The organism is Delftia sp. DS1230 (genome assembly GCF_040112715.1).
Taxonomy (GTDB): domain Bacteria; phylum Pseudomonadota; class Gammaproteobacteria; order Burkholderiales; family Burkholderiaceae_C; genus Comamonas; species Comamonas tsuruhatensis.
Window position 1 is genome coordinate 3,505,121 of record NZ_CP157763.1, and the last position, 18,837, is coordinate 3,523,957.

At 68.3% G+C, this 18,837-nt stretch carries 13 protein-coding genes; 5 read left to right on the forward strand and 8 right to left on the reverse strand.

Features of this window, described 5'->3' with window-relative positions; all coding sequences use genetic code 11:
• Nucleotides 1-8: 8 nt before the first annotated feature.
• The 3 genes from AAN986_RS15800 to AAN986_RS15810 form a co-directional block, all read right to left on the reverse strand.
• Nucleotides 9-2,582, reverse strand: a complete 2,574-nt coding sequence (locus AAN986_RS15800) for an AI-2E family transporter (protein WP_047218272.1) — start codon at nt 2,580-2,582, stop codon at nt 9-11.
• A gap of 158 nt (nt 2,583-2,740) precedes the next feature.
• Complete coding sequence (locus AAN986_RS15805; protein WP_223275273.1) at nt 2,741-3,610, reverse strand: ATP-binding protein; 870 nt, start codon at nt 3,608-3,610, stop codon at nt 2,741-2,743.
• A gap of 59 nt (nt 3,611-3,669) precedes the next feature.
• Nucleotides 3,670-4,449 carry a response regulator transcription factor gene (locus AAN986_RS15810; RefSeq protein ID WP_016446810.1) on the reverse strand — a complete coding sequence of 260 codons (780 nt, stop codon included), beginning with the start codon at nt 4,447-4,449 and terminating at the stop codon, nt 3,670-3,672.
• A gap of 672 nt (nt 4,450-5,121) precedes the next feature.
• Here AAN986_RS15810 and AAN986_RS15815 point away from each other — a divergent pair.
• From AAN986_RS15815 to AAN986_RS15830, 4 genes are all read left to right on the forward strand, one after another.
• Nucleotides 5,122-5,583, forward strand: a complete 462-nt coding sequence (locus AAN986_RS15815; RefSeq protein ID WP_016446809.1) for a hypothetical protein — start codon at nt 5,122-5,124, stop codon at nt 5,581-5,583.
• Between the two features lie 98 nt (nt 5,584-5,681).
• A complete protein-coding gene (locus AAN986_RS15820) occupies nt 5,682-6,107 on the forward strand; it encodes a hypothetical protein (RefSeq protein ID WP_016446808.1) in 426 nt (141 codons plus the stop codon).
• A gap of 242 nt (nt 6,108-6,349) precedes the next feature.
• Nucleotides 6,350-7,987 carry a DUF4384 domain-containing protein gene (locus AAN986_RS15825; protein WP_034363952.1) on the forward strand — a complete coding sequence of 546 codons (1,638 nt, stop codon included), beginning with the start codon at nt 6,350-6,352 and terminating at the stop codon, nt 7,985-7,987.
• Between the two features lie 47 nt (nt 7,988-8,034).
• On the forward strand, nt 8,035-9,279 hold the full coding sequence (locus AAN986_RS15830) for an SEL1-like repeat protein (protein ID WP_047218271.1): 1,245 nt from the start codon (nt 8,035-8,037) through the stop codon (nt 9,277-9,279).
• A gap of 15 nt (nt 9,280-9,294) precedes the next feature.
• Here AAN986_RS15830 and AAN986_RS15835 read toward each other — a convergent pair whose 3' ends face one another.
• Both AAN986_RS15835 and AAN986_RS15840 read right to left on the reverse strand, forming a co-directional pair.
• The gene (locus tag AAN986_RS15835; RefSeq protein WP_016446805.1) at nt 9,295-10,134 is read right to left on the reverse strand and encodes an HDOD domain-containing protein; all 840 of its coding nucleotides are present in this window, start codon (nt 10,132-10,134) and stop codon (nt 9,295-9,297) included.
• A gap of 28 nt (nt 10,135-10,162) precedes the next feature.
• Complete coding sequence (locus AAN986_RS15840) at nt 10,163-12,514, reverse strand: Tex family protein (protein ID WP_047218270.1); 2,352 nt, start codon at nt 12,512-12,514, stop codon at nt 10,163-10,165.
• 205 nt (nt 12,515-12,719) lie between these two features.
• On the opposite strand from AAN986_RS15840, the gene AAN986_RS15845 reads away from it, so the two are divergent.
• Nucleotides 12,720-13,802, forward strand: a complete 1,083-nt coding sequence (locus AAN986_RS15845) for a DUF72 domain-containing protein (RefSeq protein ID WP_047218269.1) — start codon at nt 12,720-12,722, stop codon at nt 13,800-13,802.
• Here the strand turns inward: AAN986_RS15845 and AAN986_RS15850 are convergent.
• From AAN986_RS15850 to AAN986_RS15860, 3 genes are read right to left on the reverse strand one after another with little or no spacing between them, the layout of a single operon-like run.
• Entirely contained in the window at nt 13,787-14,116 is a 330-nt protein-coding gene (locus AAN986_RS15850; protein ID WP_016446802.1) for an antibiotic biosynthesis monooxygenase, read from the reverse strand. The genes AAN986_RS15845 and AAN986_RS15850 overlap by 16 nt on opposite strands.
• Nucleotides 14,117-14,165: 49 nt before the next feature.
• Nucleotides 14,166-15,635 carry an efflux transporter outer membrane subunit gene (locus AAN986_RS15855; RefSeq protein ID WP_047218268.1) on the reverse strand — a complete coding sequence of 490 codons (1,470 nt, stop codon included), beginning with the start codon at nt 15,633-15,635 and terminating at the stop codon, nt 14,166-14,168.
• Nucleotides 15,632-18,820 carry an efflux RND transporter permease subunit gene (locus AAN986_RS15860; RefSeq protein ID WP_047218267.1) on the reverse strand — a complete coding sequence of 1,063 codons (3,189 nt, stop codon included), beginning with the start codon at nt 18,818-18,820 and terminating at the stop codon, nt 15,632-15,634. Before AAN986_RS15860 ends, AAN986_RS15855 begins: the two co-directional genes overlap by 4 nt.
• Between the last annotated feature and the right edge of the window lie 17 nt (nt 18,821-18,837).

An 18,837-nucleotide genomic window follows, 5' to 3' on the forward strand; every position in this document is an offset into this window, starting at 1 on the left:
GAGCGGGCTCAGTGGCCGGGCGGTGACTGCTCCGGTGACTGGGCCGGTGGCGGCGCCGGTACAGACGCGGGAGCGGGAGCCGGCGCCGGCACTGCGCCGCTTTCCATCATGCGGCGCACTTCCACGGTCTGCATCAGCTGCTCGGCCATGACGGCCAGCAGCTCCAGATCTGCCGGCGAGACCTCGCGCGGTGCGTCGTCCATGATGCAGAAGCTGCCCAGCACCGCGCCGTGGCGGTTCCTGAGCGGCACGCCTGCGTAAAAGCGCAGCCGCATGGCCTGCAGTGCGGGGTTGCCGGCAAACCGGGGGTCGCGCGCTGCGTCGTGCACCACCAGGGGCTCGCCGCCGTGCACCACATACGAGCAGATGGACTGCCCGCGCGGCATCCCGGCCGATGCGGGGTCGCCCTGGTCCGCCACCAGCAGGCTGCCGGGCGTGTGCACGCGGTCGGCATCGACCCATGAGACCTGGGCCCATTTCACGTCGAAGGCATTGGCGGCCTGCTGGGCTGCCTCGTGGTACAGCGGCGGCAGGTCGGGCCCGAGCACGCCGCTGTCGCGCAGCTGGCGCACGCGCTGCTCATCGTCATCGGGAATGGGCGCGGCCAGGCCCTGGCCTGCCGCGTCGGGCAGGCGCAAGGCGTCCACCCACAACTGCAGCTCGCGCAGGCTGGACACGCAGGCGGCGGCGCCGCAGCGGCGCGCGAACTCGGGGTCGGACACCACGGCCGGCGCATTCCACAGCGCCAGCACCACGCGCAGATGCGGCCAGTGGCGGCGCACCCGCCGCATGATCTGGCGCGCCACGGTCTGGGGCTGGGCGCTGAAGACCGAGAGCACCAGCAATTGCGCCTCGGCAAGGGCCTGTGCGCCTGCATGGCCCTGCGGCAGGCCGCCGCCCTCGCCCTGCCCCAGCTGGCGCCATTGCGGATCGGCCGCCAGCGCCCAGTCCGAGCAGCTGACCACGTGGCCGCGCAGCGCCTCGCTGTGCGCCACCATGGCCGCTGCCAGGGCATCGACCTCCCAGCGCGCACCCACGCAATGGATGCGCAGGGCCCGCGAGGACAGGTCTGCGGGCGCGGGATGGCTTTCCCGCAGCTCCTCGACCAAGGCATCCATGCCGCTGGACAGGCGCAGCCGGTGCTCGGCCGTGGCCGACTCCAGGTGCTGCTGGGTGGCCAGGCGCAGCGCGGGGATCGCCACCTCGTCATAGAAGCCGGCCACTGCGGCCGAGCGTTCGTCCGCCGAGGCCCGCGCTGGCAGCCTTGCGTCCACCAGTTCATGCGCCAGCGTGACCGCATCTTCCACATCGTCGGCCAGCAGGCGCTGGTACAGCCGCTGGGCCGGACCCAGCACGGGGGAGCTGCCCAGCAGCACCTCCATGAACTGCAGCGCCGGTATGTAGCGGCCCAGCACCAGCAGGCAGACCGTGAGCGGCGTGGACAGGATCAGCCCTATCGGCCCCCACAGCGCCGTCCAGAAGGTCGCGGCCGCAATGATGGACAGCGTGGACAGGCCCGTGCTGCTGCCATACAGCCAGGGCTCGATGAGGTTGTTGCTGATCAGCTCCAGCGCCATGATCAGCCCCAGCGTCATCAGCAGCATCTGCCAGCCCGGATCCACCGCAAAGGCCAGCGCCAGCGGGAAGGCGGCAGAGATCATGGCGCCCACATAGGGAACGAACCGCATGATGGCCGCCAGCACCCCCCAGAGAATGGCGCCCGGCACGCCGATGAACCACAGCCCCGCCGCCATGGGCAGTCCATAGGTGATGTTGACCACGAACTGCATGCGCAGGTACTTGCCTATGCGCTGCGAGGCCTCGTCCAGCGCGTCGGTGGCCACATGCAGGTTGCCGCCCATCAGGCGCAGCAGCCGGTCGCGCAGGTCATCGCGGTCCAGCAGGATGAGGATCACGAACAGCAGCACGATGCCGGCCGTGGTCACGGGCTCGGCCACTCGGCCCAGCCACTGCAGCATGCGCGCCGTGGGCTTTTGCTCGGGCGACTGGATCTCCACCTTCTGCACGCGGGGCGTGGTGGCGCCGCGGGAGATCTCACGCTCCACCGTGTCATAGGTGCGCAGGGCGCCGTCCCAGGCGCTGGGCATGTTGGCATTCCTGCGCAGGCTGCGCAGCTTGTCGCGGATGGTGCTCTGGTAGGTGGGCAGGTCGGCGCTGAGCTGCTGCACCTGGCTGCCCAGATAGGTACCCATTCCGGCCAGCGTTGCCAGCGCCATGACCACCACCAGCAGCGTCGCCGCCATGCGCGGCAGGCCCCAGCGCCTGAGCCGGGAGACCGCAGGATCGAGCAAAAAGCCGAACAGCAGCGCCAGGGCCAGCGGAATCAGCAGTCCCTGCCCGAAATACAGGCCCGCGATGATGATGCTGGCCACCAGCAGGCCGGTGAGCAGGCGCAGCGCAGGCACCATGTCGGCCAGCTGTGCCAGGCCCGGCAGGGCCGAACGCACGCTGCGTGCGAAAGCCGCGTCGGCAGCGGCCGCGTTGCCGGCCGCATCGGCTGCGGCGTTCTCAGCGCCTGGTTTTCTGGAAGGCGCTGGTGTGAGGTCGGGATGTGGATTCATGGGGGGACAGGCATCAGGGCTTGGATACGTGCGTGGATGCTGCCGCACTTGCGCCCATCGTGGGATTGCACAGCGCGCTGCGGGCCGGCCCTGTCAGCGGGCACCGCAATCGCTGGAACTCCGCCGCCGCCGCTGCCACAGCGCGCCAGCTCACCAGCTCACCAGCGCACACGCACCACCGTGCCGCCGCCAGCACGCGGCGCCAGGTCCAGCGTAGCCCCTATGGCGTGGGCACGGCGGTGCATGCCTGCCAGGCCCATGCCCTGCGCCTCATCGGGTGTACGGGGCGGCAGGCCGCGGCCGTCGTCTTCCACGCGCAACTCCCAGCGCAGCTCGCGGCGCGCGCCGGGATGGGCGCCGTTCGCCCGCGCAATACCCGGCTCCAGGGGCTGCAGCACCAGCCACAGCGTGCTGGCCTGTGCGTGCTGCAGCACATTGCTCACGGCCTCCTGGGTGATGGCAAGCAGGTGCTGGGACGACTGGCCTCGAGGAAGATCGGGCAGATCGGGCAGGCCCGGCTCGGACTGCGGATCGGCCACGCTCCAGCGGATCTGCATGCCACGGCGGTCCAGCACGGGCTGCAGCCGGTGGCGCAGGCGCGCCAGGCGCACGGGCAAGGCGTCCTCCACGGCGTCCATGGCGTCCACCAGCAGGCGCAGGTCCAGCAAGGCCTGCTCCAGCAACTCCTGCGCCTGGCGCTGCCGGGTTTCGCTCGGCTCCAGCAAGGCCATGGCATTCACCAGAAGGCCGCCCACGCCGTCGTGCAGATCGGCGGCAATGCGCCGGCGCTCGGCCTGCACCTCGCGCGAAGGCCGGGGGCTGCGCCTGCGCCGCCACAGCAGCAGCCTGCGCAGGCGCGAGGCACCCATCGCACACAGCAAGGCCGTCAAGACCAGCAGGGCCAGGCTGCACAGGCGAAGCCACAGCGGAGCCTGGTCGCCCTGCTGCCAAAGCCAGGCGCAAAGCGCCAGCATCTGCAGCAGGCCCAGTGCCAGGCAGACTGCCAATGCGCGAAGGGAGTCCTTCATGGCCATGCGGTGGGAAGCGGCGGCGGGGCGGGCCGCACGGGCCCCTGGGCGCCAGCCAATCAGAACAGGCCGCGCAGCGATGCAAAGCGCACCGCCTGGGCGCGTGTGCGCACCTGCAGCTTGCGGTAGATGTTCTTGATGTGCGTGTTGACCGTCATGGCGCTGATCATCAGGCGCGAGCCGATCTCGGCGCTGGTGTAGCCGCTGGCCACCATGCGCAGCACCTCGCGCTCGCGGGTGGACAGGCGGTCTGCCTCGTCGGGCGAGCGGCGCTTGGGCTCGGCGCCCTGGGTCTTGTCGAAGCGCTGCAGCAACCTGCGCGCCAGGCTGGGAGTGACGGATGCGCCGCCATTGGCCACCTGCAGCACGGCCTGCGGGTAGTTGCCGAACCAGGAGTTCTTGACGAGGTAGCCCGTGGCACCCAGCTCGAAGGCGCGCAGCACCTGCTCGTCGTTTTCCATCACGGAGATGATGACGGCCTCGGCCGTGGGCCGCACGGTCTTCATCATGTCCAGCAGCTCGAAGCCCTCACCGTCGCCCAGGTTCAGGTCGACCAGCATCACGTCGAACTCGTGCTGGCGAATGGCCTTTCGACCCTCTCGGACACTTCCGGCCTGGGCCACGACCAGGGTGCGCGGGTCGTTCATGATTTCCTGGGCAATGACCATGCGGATGTGGGCATCGTCATCGACCAGCAGCACGCGCACGGGCTTGTCGGGCTGGCCGGCCAGATAGTCTGGCCACATGGCGGAACTCAGGCCCGTGCCCAGCATGGCCTGGGCGCGCGAGGAATCGGCGATCAGGGGACGGGCATCGGCGGGAACGTCGGATGGATTCATGCTGTTCTCCTCAAATGTCACGTCATGTATATGACGCAACCGATCACATACGCGCCTTTCACATTAAGAGAAATCGCCACCGATATCCACAATCTTTGACGAAGTTTGTGAAAGATTGCGTAGCTTGCAAATTAACACATTTGTGTGAGAAGCCGGGTCCGTACTTTCTTGATCACCTGACCGGCAGGCCTGTCGGGCCTGGCAGGCCATGCCCTTCCCGATGCCCACCATCCTCCCCTGGATCCGGGCCCATGACAGCCCCCGGTTCAACGCCTTCCTCCTGCGCCTGCACCGAGCGTATGCAATTCGATACACCGGGTTGTCTGGATGGCCCCATGCCCGCCGGATCAACGGCCTGAAGCGAAGCTGCAACTGCAAATTTTCTGTCGTTACATCTTGAAACTACCCAACTCCATTCACCTCCCAATGCCGCTGCTTTAACGCGATGCAGCCCGCCAGCCAAAGGTTTGGACGGGTAAGTACCCGCCACGTGGCTCAGCGCTCACGGCTACCCCGTACAAGAGATGGAACGGCAGGGGCACCCCAAGCACATTGGAGTCCAGACAACGAGCTGGGGTCCAGGGAGACAAGGCCGGAAACCTCCGCAAAGTGTCTGAAAAACGGGTGCTTACACACCTCTTCCTGATAGTCCGATCCTTCCAAGGAGCCATCATGAAATCGCTTGCAATTCTTTCCCTGTGCCTGATCGCAACCGCCGCCATGGCAGATCAAGACAACCGCTACAGCAGCAGCTCCAAGATCGAAATCGACGGACCCAGCGTCCAGGTCACGGTGCTGAACAGAAGCGGGGTGCTGAACATGGCAACGGGTGGCGGCAAGGCCTCCCAGAATCTGGCCAGCAATGCGGGCAATGTGTCCATCGACAACGGCGGCAGCTCTCTGCAGATCGTGGCAGCCTCGGGAACCGGCATCATGAACGTCGCCAATGGCTGGGGCGCCGTGGCCGTCAACAACCTCGCCTCCAACTACGGCGAAGTCGACGTGAATGACCTGTCGATTCAGGTCGTGGCGGCCAAGAACTCTGGCATCGTCAACTATGCCGGCAACGGCTCCACCGCAGTGCAGAACATCTCCAGCAACAACGGCTGCGTGACCTGCTACAACAATCGCTGAGCCTGGCTGCCGGGTGAAGGCAACTGCCGGACGGCCCCCGGCCAACCGGCATAGCCTTCCCGGCACCGACCCAGCCCTCCGCACCAGGAGAGCCCACCATGCATAACGCCGCCATTCTCTGCTCGGCTGCCCTGTTGGCCTGGCTCGCCCTCGGAGCGTCCTCCATCCACGCAGCCGCTCCGGGCGAAGACCCGGTGGTACTGAACAAGCCCGTGGACTATCTGAGGCTGCCGACGGCCAAGCCCACGACATCGACGGGGCTGGAAACCGTGACCGACATACCCATCAACATCAAGGCCAAGATAGCGCGCTATGAAGCCATGTCGATGAACAATGCTCCGGGCGTCGCCACAGATGCCGACGTGGTGACCACCACCACGATGAGCAGTGCCGGCATGAAGCGCACCTGCACGCAGGACATTGCCAGCAATACCAACGCAAGCGCATTCAATCGCTACGGGCCACAGACCACCAAGGACCAGATCGTGGTTCTCAAGGGTGATCTGGTCAACGTCTGCCGATAGCGCGGCCGGCGGCCAGCCATCGGGCTGTGGGCCGCCCCGCCACTCTCGTCCCATATTTCCGGCGCCGGCGCCTGTACGCGCCTGTGCCCTGGCTCGCCGTTTTCCAGCAGAGGTCCATCATGCGCAACAGCCTCCCATCGCCAGGACTTCCCCGCCACGATGCCGCGCCCCGGCCGGCAGACAGCGGCCACGCGGACTACCGAGGGGCTTGGCGCCAGCGATGGTCTGGCAGACAGGGCTGCATGCGGGTTGTCGCCAGCGCCGTTTCAGCCTCCATCGTGCTGCTGTCGGGTTGCGCGCCGCTGGATGCGCGCAAGGATTCCAAATACCTGGAAAAAGTCTATGCAGCCGACCGCCCGGTAGTGCGGCCGGTGCGCTCCATATCGAGCTTCTCCGATTCGCTGATGTGCATGGACAGGATGTTCCGCAACAGCCACATGCCCACGGTGCTGATCACCAGCAAGCAGTTGCCCGACTACACGGGCCGCGTGGCCGTGGCCGCCAAGGAGATGGTGGTCACCGCCCTGTCCCAGATGTCGCGCGTCAGCAGCGCCTTCCGCTACGTGGACTATGAGGTGGACATCGCCCGCCAGGACACGGTGCAGAACCTCACCACCATCTTGCTCAACAACAACCAGATCCAGCTGCAGCGCCCGGCCCTGTATGTGTCGGGCGCCGTGTCCTTCATGGACCAGAACGTGCTGCGCAACAACGTGGACATAGGCACCAGCGCCTCGCGCCTGGAAACCGGCTACAGCGCCAACCGCAGCGGCGCCGTGCTGGGCATGGAGCTGCACCTGGGCGACTTCCGCACGCGCACCATCATTCCGGGCCTGGATTCGGCCAACGAAGTCGTCATCGGCAACGGCAGCCAGGGTCTGGATCTGGCCGGCCGCATCGGCTCCTACGGCGTGCAGTTCAGCGTGGGCCGCGACTATGCCCAGGGCTCGGGCCCGGCCGTGCGCACGCTGGTCGAGCTGGGCATGATCGAACTGCTGGGCAAATGGTCACGCCTGCCCTACTGGCAGTGCCTGACGCTGGACCAGACCCATCCCGACTTCCAGCGCCAGCTGCGCGATTGGTATGAGGAGGGCGGGGCCGGCATCCACCAGGAGCTGGTACGCCAATCGCTGATCAGCAAGGGCTATCTGCCGCCCGACGCACCGGCCTTCACCGCAGGCAACCCGCAGTGGCGCGAGGCCATAGGGCGCTTCCAGGCCGACAGCGGCATGGTGGTCAATGGCGTGGTGGACTTCAGCACCTACGAGCGCGCACTGCGAGACTTCGTGGCCGTCAGCGCCGATGGACACATGACGCGCATCGGCTGGAACACCAAGAGCGCGGCACCGGTCACCGCTGCCGCCGAGAACGTGGCCGTGGCCACGGGCGACTACCGCTACGGCGCCCCCGCGCCCGACCGCAAGCTGGACCTGTGGCTGGAGAACATCACGCCCACGCGCACCTCCTTCGAGACGGGTGAGCAACTGTTCCTGTCCGCCACCGTGTCGCGCGCCTCTTATCTGTCGTGCTTCATGGCGGGTGCCGACGGCGAGGTGGTAAGGCTCTTGCCCAACGATGTGAACCGCTCGGGTTGGATCACGGCCGCCCAGTCCGTGCGCCTGCCCGACTGGATGAGCCCCAACCCCGGCTATGTGATCAATGCCGGCCCGGCAGGCAAGGAAGGCGTGGCCTGCTTTGCCACCGAGCAGAACATGAGCGACAAGCTGCCCCAACTGCTGCAGAACAAGGCCTTCATCGCCATCCCGGGCATGCGCACACTGGAGGATGTCAACCAGGCCATGGCTAGCGGACTGGGCGCCGACCAGTACACAGGCATGGCCCGCTTCTGGCAAGTGGTTCCGGCCCAGGCCAAGCGCTGATGCGCCTGACAACCGCCCCGTCCACGAACCCACCGGAGGCACACGCCATGCCGTCCCACGCCCACGAACCGCTGTGCGCCGCCCGTGCGCAGCGGCTCGCAACTGCGCTGCGGTTGTCCGTCAGGCTCGTGCTGGGGGGCCTGCTGGTCCTGCCGCCCGGCGTGACGCCCGCCATGCCGGCGCATGTGCAGGCTGCCGCACGCTTCACGCCGGTGGCCCCCATCCGGGTGGCAACCACCGGCCTGTTCAGCGCACAGCCCGGCACCAGCAATATCTCATCCACCTCCGACACCGCCCAGCAACGGGCCCTGTCCCAGCTACGCAGCCGCGCCGAAGGCAAGGGCGTGAACCTGGCCACGCAGCGCGAGGCGCAATGGGTGATGGGCCTGCTGGCACTGCATGGCATTGCTATGGCCCAGGACGGGCCGCAGGCCAGGCAATGGTTCGAGCGCGCGCAGCGCGCCGGCCATCCGCTGGCCAGTGCGGGCCTGGCCTGGTGCGCCATGGACGGCTGCGGCCAGCCGCCCGACCCACCGGCCGCAAGACCCTGGATCGCCCAGCTGGCCAAGACCGACCCGGCCCGCGCCCAGTACCTGGAATGGCTGCTGGCCCGGCGCCTGGCGCCGCTGTCCACGGCCGAACCCGTGGGCGAGGCCTTGGCCGTGGCTGGCACGCCCGACCAGGAACTGCTGCAGCGCGCAGCACGTTCGGGCAGCCCTGGCGCCCAATTGGAATGGGGCCTGGCCCTGCTCGCGCAGGACGAGCCCGAGGCAGCGCTGCGCCAGTTCCGCGCGGCAGCGGCGCGCTCATCCAGCGCCGCGACCAATGCACAGATGCTGGGCGAGCGCCTGCGGCCCGCAGGCCAGCTGGTGTCGGCGCAGGGCAGCTCCACGCCTGCAGCGCAGGGGCCGCAGGCCATGCAGCGCACGCCTCAGCTGAGTGGAGCGCCCAGCGAGCAGGACATCCAGGTGCGCCAGCCCGTCACGGCCCAGCAGCAATGGGAGCAGGCGCAGCGCTACCACCGCGGCGACGGCGTGCCGGCCAACTACACCGAGGCGCTGCGCCTGTACCAGCAGGCCGCATCCCACGGCCATGTGGCATCGCGTCGCATGCTGGAGCTGATCTACTCGCGCCCCGCACCGGGCGGCGGCGTGGACATCGGATGGATGCAGCAGCTGGCGCGCATAGACCCCATGACCATGCAGCCCATGGCGCCCGTCAGCCCCGCGCCCTACCGGCGCGATCCCACGCCGCTGTTCGACATGGTGCCGGCGCCCTGGCACAGGCACTGAGGCAGGAGCGAGGCGCTACAGCACCACGTCCAGGCCGGTGTCGGCCATCCAGTCCACCGGGTCCTGGCGCAGGACCATGTCGATGTCCAGGCCCAGGGCCACGCCCACTTCGCCGGGAAAGCTCACGGCCAGGGCACGCTCGTCCCACTGCGCCTCGCGCGAGCGGGCGCGCCAGGCAGCGATGTGCAGCACGCAGGCCAGCGGATCGAAGCCCGGCTGGGCCAGCGGCGCGTACAGGTGCTGCAGCGCATCGGCCAGCAGCGGCGGAAGGTTCCAGCGGCGGGCCAGGCCCGCACTGACATGGCTGTATGTGTAGCCGCACAGCCGCATTTCCAGCTCGGCGCGACGCGGGTCCAGCGGGCCGACCAGTTCGGTGATGGTGGCGGCGCGGCCGGGGTCGATCATGTGCATGGCCAGCTCCCCCAGGCCGTGCATCAGCCCTGCGGCATAGGCCGCCGTGGGGCTGGCCTGCACGGTGCCGGCCAGCGCTCGCGCCACGCGGGCGGCTTCCACGCTGTAGCGCCAGAAGGCCGGCATGGCCATGCCCGGCACGGCATGGGCGCCCACGCCCAGCGGTATGCCCCGCACGATCTGGCGCAGCTGCGCGGGCGCCAGCAGGGCCAGCGCCTCGGGAATGCCGGTGACACGTCCCGCCATGCCGAACACCGGGCCGTTGGCCTGGGCCAGCAGCCCGGCGGCCAGCGCAGGATCGGCTGCGAAGAGCTGGCTCAGCCGGCGCAGGCTGGGCTGCTCGGGCACCAGCTCGCGCAGCAGCAAGGCCACGATGCGCGGCTGCGCCGGCAGGGCCAGGGCCTGTGCCAACAGCGTCTGCAGGTCCAGTGCATGCGCAGCCATCGCGTTTCCTGCCTTGCCGTGCGCGGGACTACTTGCGGGTCTGCAGCTTGGCGAAGGCCGAGGCCATGGCCGATTGCTGCACCGGCTCGGGCGCACGGCGCTGCCCGCCCTGGCTGCCGCGGCCTGCGCTCTCGAAGCGGTTGTCACGGGGGCCGTCGCGCCGGGCCGGTGCCGCATCGAGCTTCATGGTCAGGCTGATGCGCTTGCGCGCCACATCGACCTCCAGCACCTTGACCTTGACGATCTGGCCGGTCTTGACCACCTCGCGCGCGTCCTCGACGAACTTGTGGCTCATCTGGCTGACGTGGACCAGGCCGTCCTGGTGCACGCCCAGGTCCACGAAGGCGCCGAACTGGGCCACGTTGCTGACCGTGCCCTCCAGCGTCATGCCTTCCTTGAGGTCCTTGATGTCCTCCACGCCGTCATTGAAACGGGCCACGACGAAGTCCGGACGCGGATCGCGGCCGGGCTTTTCCAGCTCGCCCAGGATGTCCTTGACGGTGATGGCACCGAACTGCTCGCTCACGAACTGCTCGGCCTTCAGGCCCTTGAGCACTTCGGAGCGGCCCATGAGCTGGTCCACGCTCTTGCCCGTGGTGGCAATGATGCGTTCGACCACCGGGTAGGTTTCCGGGTGCACGCCCGTCATGTCCAGCGGATTGTCGCCGCCGCGGATGCGCAGAAAGCCCGCCGCCTGCTCGAAGGTCTTGGCGCCCAGGCCGGCCACGTCCATCAGCTGCTTGCGGCTCCTGAAGGAGCCGTTGGCATCGCGCCAGCGCACCACCGACTTGGCCACGCTGCCCGACAGGCCCGAGACGCGCGACAGCAGCGGCGCCGAGGCCGTGTTCAGGTCCACGCCCACGGAGTTCACGCAGTCCTCGACCACGGCGTCGAGCTGGCGCGCCAGCTCGCTCTGGTTCACGTCGTGCTGGTACTGACCCACGCCGATGCTCTTGGGGTCGATCTTGACCAGCTCGGCCAGCGGGTCCTGCAGGCGGCGCGCAATGCTGGCGGCACCGCGCAGGCTCACGTCCACGTCGGGCATTTCCTGCGAGGCGAACTCGCTGGCGGAATACACAGAAGCGCCGGCCTCGCTGACCACGACCTTCTCGATCTGGCGGTCGGCCTTGCTGGCGATCTTGATCAGGTCGGCGGCCAGCTTGTCGGTCTCGCGGCTGGCCGTGCCGTTGCCGATGGCGATCAGGTTGACCTGGTGCTTTTCGACCAGGCGGGCCAGCACGGCCAGGGAGCCGTCCCAGTCGCGGCGCGGCTCGTGCGGGTAGATGGTGGTGGTGTCCACCAGCTTGCCCGTGCTGTCCACCACGGCCACCTTGACGCCCGTGCGGATGCCCGGGTCCAGGCCGATCACGGCGCGCTGCCCCGCAGGGGCGGCCAGCAGCAGGTCGCGCAGGTTGTCGCCAAAGACCTTGATGGCCACCTTCTCGGCGTCTTCGCGCAGGCGCGAGAACAGGTCGCGCTCGGTGGACAGGCTGAGCTTGACGCGCCAGGTCCAGGCCACGCACTTGCGGATCAGGTCGTCGCTGGCGCGCTTGGCGTGGCTCCAGCCCAGGTGCAGGGCAATCTTGCCTTCGGCCAGGCTGGGCTGGCCGGGCTCGGGCTCCACGGGCTGGACCAGCTTGGCCTCGAGGATTTCCAGCGCGCGGCCGCGGAACACCGCCAGCGCGCGGTGCGAAGGCACGCGGCCAATGGGCTCGTCGTATTCGAAATAGTCGCGGAACTTGGCGACCTCGGGGTCGTTCTCGTTCTTGGATTCGACCTTCTTGGAGCGCAGCAGGCCGTCTTCCCACAGCCATTCGCGCAGCTTCTGCACCAGGGCCGGGTCTTCGGCCCAGCGCTCCGACAGGATGTCGCGCACACCATCGAGCACGGCCAACGTGGTCGAGAAATCGGGGCCCGGCTTGCCGTCGTCCAGGGTGGTGGCCGGCTTGCAGAAGGCCTCGGCCTCCTTGTGCGGGTCCAGCGTGGGGTCGGCAAACAGCTTGTCGGCCAGCGGCTCGATGCCGAATTCCTTGGCGATCTGTCCCTTGGTGCGGCGCTTTTGCTTGAAGGGCAGGTAGATGTCCTCCAGCTCCTGCTTGGTGGGCGCATTGGCAATGGCCAGGCGCAGCGCGTCGGTCAGCTTGCCCTGCTCGTCGATGGCCTTGAGCACCGCGCCCCGGCGGTCCTCCAGCTCGCGCAGGTAGCCCAGGCGTTCGTCGAGCTGGCGCAGCTGAGCGTCGTCCAGTCCGCCCGTGACTTCCTTGCGGTAGCGCGCGACGAACGGAACCGTGGCTCCGCCATCAAGCAATTCGACCGCGGCACCCACCTGCTGCGGCTTGACATTCAGTTCTGCGGCGATTTGGGCAATGATTTTTTGCATTCGAGAGGCGCCCCGTGGCGTGGAATCCGGAAAAGCGGCCAAGTGTGCCACACGCGATTCGGGCCGGGCCGCTCGCGGCCGACCCGCAAATGCAAGCATTTCTTGCAGGCTAATGAATTCAAGGGCTTGCAAAATCAATCCACTGCCTGCTTTTGCCGGGGCCCTGCGGCAGGCAGGCGCCCTCTGCCACAATCACCAGCTTCGAATGCAAGACGATCTGTTCGGTTCTCCCCCACCATCGGCCCCTGCCCCGCCGCCCGCGCCTGCCGGCCGCACACCGGCACCGCGCAAGGCCGCCGGCGCCGTGCAGCTGGCGCCCCAGGCCCTGCAATGGCAGGCGCTGGCGGACCAGCTTGCGCAGGGCCTGCGCATGGGAGTCTCCACCTGGTCCTACCCGGGCTGGGAAGGCTTGATCTGGGATGGCGCCTATGACAAAAGCGTGCTGGCCAAGAAGGGACTGGAGGCCTATGGCCGGCATCCGTTGATGCGAACGGTCTGCGTGGACCGCAGCTTCTGGAGGCCGTTGACGGCCAGCCAGTACCTGGCCTTCGCGGGCCAAGTGCCGGCCGATTTCCGCTTCGTGGTCAAGTGCCCATCCGTGGTTACCGACGCGCAGGTGCGTGACGAGGACGGCAAGGGCATGTCGCTGAACCCGGTGTTCCTTCAACCCGATCTGGCCGTCGCCAGCTTCGTCGAGCCCACGCTCGAAGGGCTTGGCGAGCGGCTGGGCGTGCTGGTGTTCCAGCTCAGCCCGATGACCTGGGGCCTGCTCAGCCGCCCCACCGAACTGCTGGCGCGGCTGCAGGCCATGCTGGAGGCGGTGCGCGCGGCGCTGGCCGCCCATCCGCTGGGCGCGCAGATCATCGTGGCGGTGGAGGTGCGCGACCCGGATCTGCTGACGCCGCAGTTGGCAGATACCCTGCGCGCCAGTGGCGCCACCTTCTGCCTGGGACTGCACGGCAAGATGCCCCCCATCGAGGAGCAACTGGTTTTTCTGCGCGGGCTGTGGCCCACCCCGCTGGTCTGCCGCTGGAACCTGAACCGCGAGTTCGGTGCCTACGGCTATCCCGATGCGCAAAAGAAGCACGACCCCTTCGACGAGATCCGCACGCCCGATGCGCACACGCGCGCCATCCTCGCCAAGACCATCGATGGCATCACCAGCCGCGGGCTGCCCGCCTTTGTGACGGTGAGCAACGATGCCGAAGGCTGCGCGCCGCGCTCCATCGCGCTGCTGGCCGAGGCCGTGGTCCAGGCGGAGGCGGCCCGGGTTCAGCGCTTGCCGTAGGCGCGCTCCACGCGGGCCACGCGCAATTCATAGTGCTCGTACCAGGCGTCCTTGCCCAGTTGCTGGGCGACCAGGTGCTCGGCATCCTGCTTCCAGCGCGCGATGGATTCGGCCGTGGACCAGTAGGACACGGTGATGCCGAAACCGTCCTCGCCGCGCGTGCTTTCCGCACCCAGGAAACCCTGCTGCTGCGCGGCCAGGTCCACCATGCGCTGGGCCATGAGGCCGTAGCCATCATCGTCGTCCGGCGTTCTGCGCGACGAGAAGATGACGGCGTAGTAAGGCGGCTCGGGGGTGTTGGCAAAGGGGCTCATCGTGGTCGGGCGGCAAGTTCTGCGGGCCCGCAGAATACACCGCCCGCGCTCAGGAATTCGCCGGCTCAGAGGCGGACGGCGCCTGCACCTGCTCGCCGCCCAGCACCTTCCACAGCGTGACGCGGTTGAGCTGCTCGGACAGGCGCAGGCCGATCAGGGTCTGCTGGGCCGTGTAGAGGCTGCGCTGCGCATCCAGCACGGTGAGGTAGTTGTCCACGCCGGCCTTGAAGCGTGCCTCCGACAGGTCGAAGGCCTTCTGCGTGGCCGCGACCATGCTGGTCTGGGCGGCCAGGCGCTCGTCCCACTGCGCGCGGTCGGCCAGCACGTCGGCGGTCTCGCGGAAGGCCGTCTGCACGGCCTTCTCGTACTGGGCGATGGCGATGCGCTGGTTGGCCTCGGCCACCTGCACGCCCGCACGGTTGCGGCCACCGTCGAAGATGGGCAGGCGCACCAGGGGGATGAAGCTCCAGGTGCTGCTGCTGCCGCCAAAGAGGCCATCGAGCTCGCGGCTGCCCGATCCCACGCTGGCCGTGAGGCTGATGGTGGGGAACATGGCTGCGCGGGCGGCGCCGATGTTGGCCTCCATGGCGCGCAGGTTGTTCTCGGCGGCCTGGATATCGGGGCGCACCAGCAGCACGCTGGAGGGCAGCGGTGAAGGCACGGGCTGCAGCGCCGCCGCAGGCTGGGCGCCGGCGCGCAGCGTGGCGGCGCCGGGCAGCAGGCTGTCGGGCAGCGGACCGCCCACCAGCAACTGCAGGGCATTGCGGTCACGCTCCACCTGGGAGGTGAAGCTGGCCACGTCGCCGCGCGCCGTGTCCACCGTGGTCTGGTTCTGGGCCAGCACCAGGCCCGAAGTCGAACCTATCTCATGCATGCGCCGCGTCAGCTCGTAGGCCTTCTCGCGGCTGGCCAGGGTGTCGCGTGCCAGCTGCAGGCGGGCCTGGTCGGCGGCCAGCGTGAGCCAGGCGTTGGCCACGTCGGCCACCAGGCCGATCTGCACATTGCGCCGGTTCTGCTCGCTTTGCAGGAACTGCTGCAGCGCGGCCTCGCTGAGGTTGCGCACGCGGCCCCAGAGGTCGATCTCGTAGCTGGCAAAGCCCAGCTGGGCCGTGTACTGGGTGCTGACCGATGCCGCCTGCGTGGCGCTGGTCATGCCGGCGGCCGTGCGCGCACGGCTGGCCTGGGCCTGGGCGTTGACGCTGGGCAGCAGGTCGGCGCGCGTGATGCCGTACTGGGCACGCGCGCGCTCGATGTTCTCCACCGCCACGCGCAGGTCGCGGTTGTTGGCCAGGGCCAGCGCAATGACCTCGCGCAGCTGCCGGGACTGCACCCAGTCCAGCACGGCGGCCGCCTGCAGGCTGGCCTCGTCGGCCTGTGCCGGATTGGCTGCGGTGCTGCCCACCGTGTCGGGCACGGGCATGTCCGGCGTGCGGTGCTGCGGCGCAAGATTGCAGCCGGACAGCAGGGCCGCCAGCGCGGCCGCAGCGGCGAGGGTGGAACGGTGCATTCGGCGCCTCATGCTGCGCTCTCCTTGGTGGTATGGGGTGAGTCGGTTGCCTGCTGCGGGCTTTCTTCATCCGTGCGCGAGTGGCTCTTGAACCAGCTGCGGATCAGCAGGAAGAACACCGGCACCAGGAAGATGCCCAGCACCGTGGAGGCCAGCATGCCGCCGAGCACGGCCGTGCCGATGGCATTGCGCCCGCCCGCGCCGGCACCCGTGCCGATGGCCAGCGGAATGACGCCGAAGCCGAAGGCCAGCGAGGTCATCAAAATGGGCCGCAGGCGCAGGCGCACGGCCGAGACCACGGCGTCGAAGATGCTCTTGCCCTGCTCCTGCAACTGCACGGCAAATTCCACGATCAGGATGGCGTTCTTGGATGCCAGGCCCACCGTGGTCAGCAGGCCCACCTGGAAGTACACATCATTGGTCAGCCCGCGCGTATAGGTGGCGGCCAGCGCGCCCACCACGCCCAGCGGCACGGCCAGCATCACGGACAGCGGCACGGTCCAGCTCTCGTACAGCGCCGCCAGGCACAGGAACACGAAGAGGATGGAGATGGCGTACAGCAGCGGCGCCTGCGCGCCCGACTGGCGCTCCTGCAGCGAGGCCCCCGTCCACTCGTAGCCTATGCCGGCCGGCAGCGTGCGCAGGATGTCCTCGACGATCTCCATGGCCGTGCCCGAGCTGACGCCCGGCGCGGCGCGGCCTTCCATTTCGTAGGCCGGGTTGCCGTTGTAGCGCATGAGCTGGGGCGAACCGTAGGCCCAATAGCTGCTGGAGAAGGCGCTGAACGGCACCATCTCGCCCTTGCCGTTGCGCACCGTCCATTTGGCGATGTCCTGGGGCAGCATGCGGTGCGGCGCATCGCCCTGGATGTAGACGCGCTTGACGCGCTCGTTGTTCAGGAAGTCGTTGACATAGGTGCCGCCCATGGCGCTGGACAGCACGCTGTTGATGTCGGTGTACGACAGGCCGAGCGCGGCGGCCTTGCGGTCGTCGATGTCCAGGCGCAGCTCGCTGGCGTCCTCCAGGTTGGTCATGCGCAGATTGGTGAGCTCGGGGCGCTTGCGGGCCTCGGTCAGGAATTTTTCCTTGGCCTGCAGCAGCGCCTGGTGGCCCAGGCCGTTCATGTCCTTGATCATGAAGTTGAAGCCCGAGCTGGAGCCCAGGCCGCGCACGGCCGGCGGCAGCATGACCAGCACGCGCGCATCGCGGATGGAGGCCAGCTCCCGGGTCGCCCGGTGCGCGATCTCGGAGGCCGACTGGCCCGGCAGCGGGCGCTCCTCCCAGGTCTTCAGCCGCACGAAGGCGCGTGCCGAGGCCTGGTCGCCGTTCAGGCCAGAGACCTGGTAGAAGCTCAGCACGTCGGGCTGCCTGGCAAAGTAGTCGCGCACCTCGTCGAGCACGCCCTGCAGCCGCGTATCGGCCGCGCCCGAGGGCAGGTTGATGTTGACGAAGACAAAGCCCTGGTCCTCGTCGGGCAGGAAGGACGTGGGCAGGCGCGCCATCAGCAGCCAGACCACGCCGCAGACGGCCAGGAAGATCAGCATCATGCGCTTGGCGCGGCGCAGCGAGTACGCCACCGTGCCCTGGTAGCGCGCGGCCGTGGCGTCGAAATGGTGGTTGAACCAGCGGAAGAACCGGTCGTTCACCCCCAGGATGCCGCTGCGGATCGGGCGGTCATGCCCTGCCCCGCCCGCTGCGGGCGGCTTGAGCAGCGTGGCGCACAGCGCCGGCGTGAGCGTCAGCGCCACGAACACCGACAGCGCCATGGCCGCGACGATGGTGATGGAGAACTGCCGGTAGATCACGCCCGTGGAGCCGCCGAAGAAGGCCATGGGCACGAACACGGCCGACAGCGTCACGCCGATGCCCACCAGGGCCGGCGTGATCTCGCGCATGGACTGGCGCGTGGCCTGCTTGGGCGACATGCCCGTCTCGTGCATCACGCGCTCGACGTTCTCCACCACGACGATGGCATCGTCCACCAGCAGGCCGATGGCCAGCACCATGGCGAACATGGTCAGCGTATTGATCGAGTACCCGGCCAGCGACAGCACGCCGAAGGTGCCCAGCAGCACCACGGGCACGGCGATGGCGGGGATCATCGTGGCGCGGAAGTTCTGCAGGAAGATGAACATCACGATGACCACGAGGATCATGGCCTCGCCCAGCGCGCTGACCACTTCCTTGATGGAGGCGCGCACGAAGGGCGTGGAGTCCGAGCTGACGAAGTAGTCGATCTCGTTGGGAAAGAAGGGCTTGAGCTCGGCCAGCTTGGCGGCGATGGTGTCGGCCACGTTCATGGCGTTGGCACCATCGGCCAGCACGATGCCCATGCCCGCGCCCGGCAGGCCGTTGAGCTTGGCCTTGATGGTCAGGTTGTCGGCGCCCAGCTCCACGCGGGCCACGTCCTTCATGAGCACCACCGAGCCGTCCACGGACGACTTCAGGACGATGTCCTCGAACTGCTCCACCGTCTTGAGCTTGGTGCGCGCCGTGATGGTGGCGTTCAGCTGCTGGTCCGCCACGGCAGGCAGCGCGCCCAGCTGGCCGGCCGAGACCTGGGCGTTCTGCGAGTTCAGCGCATTGACCAGGTCCGACGGCATCAGCGCGTACTTCTCCATCTTGGCCGGGTCCATCCAGATGCGCATCGCATAGTTGGTGCCGAAGACGTTGACATCGCCCACGCCGTCCAGCCGGCCGATCACGTCGACCAGGTTGCTGGTCAGGTAGTCGCCGATGTCGACCGCGGTCATGGCCGGGTCCTTGGAGAAGAAGCTGTAGGTGACCAGGAAGTCCTGGCCGCCCTTGTTCACGAACACGCCCCGGCTCTTGACGGCGTCGGGCAGGCGGTTCACGGCGGACTGCAGCTTGTTTTGCACCTGCACCTGGGCCACGTCGATGTTGGTGCCCGGCGCAAAGGTCAGCGTGGTGCGCGCGCGGCCCGAGGCGTCGGACGTGGAGCTCATGTAGAGCATGTTGTCGATGCCCTTGAGCTGCTGCTCGATGATCTGGGTCACCGAGTTCTCGACCGTCTCGGCCGAGGCGCCCGTGTACTGCGCGCCGATGGTCACGCGCGGCGGCGCGATGTCGGGGTATTGCTCCAGCGGCAGCGTGAAGATGGACAGCGCGCCGCCCAGCATGATGACGATGGCGATGACCCACGCGAAGATGGGCCGGTTGATGAAGAACTGAGCCATGTGACGGGTTCCTGCGG